1 protein-coding gene and 1 pseudogene are annotated in these 1,198 nt (G+C 66.9%); both read left to right on the forward strand.

Going from position 1 to position 1,198, the window contains the following annotated elements:
- Positions 1-845 (forward strand): hypothetical protein (locus AWC17_RS09390; RefSeq protein WP_085164540.1); only part of this gene is annotated, 845 nt, incomplete at its 5' end.
- Positions 846-905: 60 nt separating this feature from the next.
- Positions 906-1,198 (forward strand): annotated as a pseudogene (locus AWC17_RS31990) (hypothetical protein); the annotation flags it as partial.

Genomic DNA, 1,198 nt, shown 5'->3' on the forward strand with positions numbered 1-1,198 from the left:
CATCGGGGCGGGCCGGGGCGGATGGTGTGGTCGCTGATGCCCGTCAGGGTGTCGCCGCGATCGCGCCCGCGACGGGTACGCAGGCCGGTAAGGCTGAGATGGTGGCGCATCTGCAGACCCAGCTGCTGCGAATGCGGCACCGGTTGGAGGTCTCGGAGTCACGCAATCTCATGTTGGCTCAAGAGATTCGGTCTGCCGGCGGTGGTTACGGCGGCGCGGGCATGCCCGCGGGTGCGGGTATGCCGGCCATGGGGTCGGCCCAACTACCGATGGGCGCAGGCGGGACAGGACTATCGCTACCCAACCTCAACGGACTCCTCGCCGGCAACCACGGCGATCACCGTTCGCGCCGACGAACCGCTCTTGCTGACCAGCTGCCGCTTGCGGGGCAGGCCGGGTCCGCGCTCGGGCGTCTCACGGTGAATTCCAGCCCTCAAGAGGTCGCCGCTGCCATCATTCACGAGGCTCACCGCCTGGGGTACTCACCGGCACAAACCGTCGCCATCTTGTCCGATGGCATGCAGGAAAGCGGATTGCGACCCAGCAGCATCAGCCCAAATGGTCTCTGGCAGGGCATCTTTCAGCAAGACTCCAGCTATCCAGGCCGCGGCGACCCGAACACCCAGATTGCCGGGTTTTTCGACCGGCTCGCCACCCACGGCGGGCCACAATCGCCTGATATCTGGAAATCCATCTTCTGGCTCCAACAACGTCCCGGCGAAGCCAGCGCCGAGGCCGCCTACGCCAACGGCCGCCAAGCTTACTTGGCCGAGATCCAGCGACATGTCGACGATGCGGCACAGCTGTACCGCCACATCGTCGGCGGGCCGACCATCACGACCTGAGATTTCTCGTGGCTGTGGGGTGTGGGCGCCGGGGTGGGTGTGGCGCTACGGTGGCCGGTTATGTCGCTGGATGGCCTGGTCGCTGAATCGGGTGAGGCGTTGGGCCGGGCGCGGGCGTTGTTTGGTCCGGCTGCCTTCGGTGCGGGGTTTAGCTCGACGCCGGCGTTGTTGGGTGCTGGCGTGCGGGTGAGTTCCGGGGTGGGGGAGTCGCAGAATGTGTGGTGGGGAAGTGCAGGGTCGGGTTATCGGCTCAGCGGTGGCCAGTCGACTCAGGAGTTAGATAACACCGCCGGTGCCGATGGTTCGGCCGGCGCCGCGGTAGGGCAGGGCGGGGCGGCGGCCTCATCGGCGCA

Origin of the sequence: Mycobacterium nebraskense, from assembly GCF_002102255.1 — a bacterium.
GTDB lineage: Bacteria > Actinomycetota > Actinomycetes > Mycobacteriales > Mycobacteriaceae > Mycobacterium > Mycobacterium nebraskense.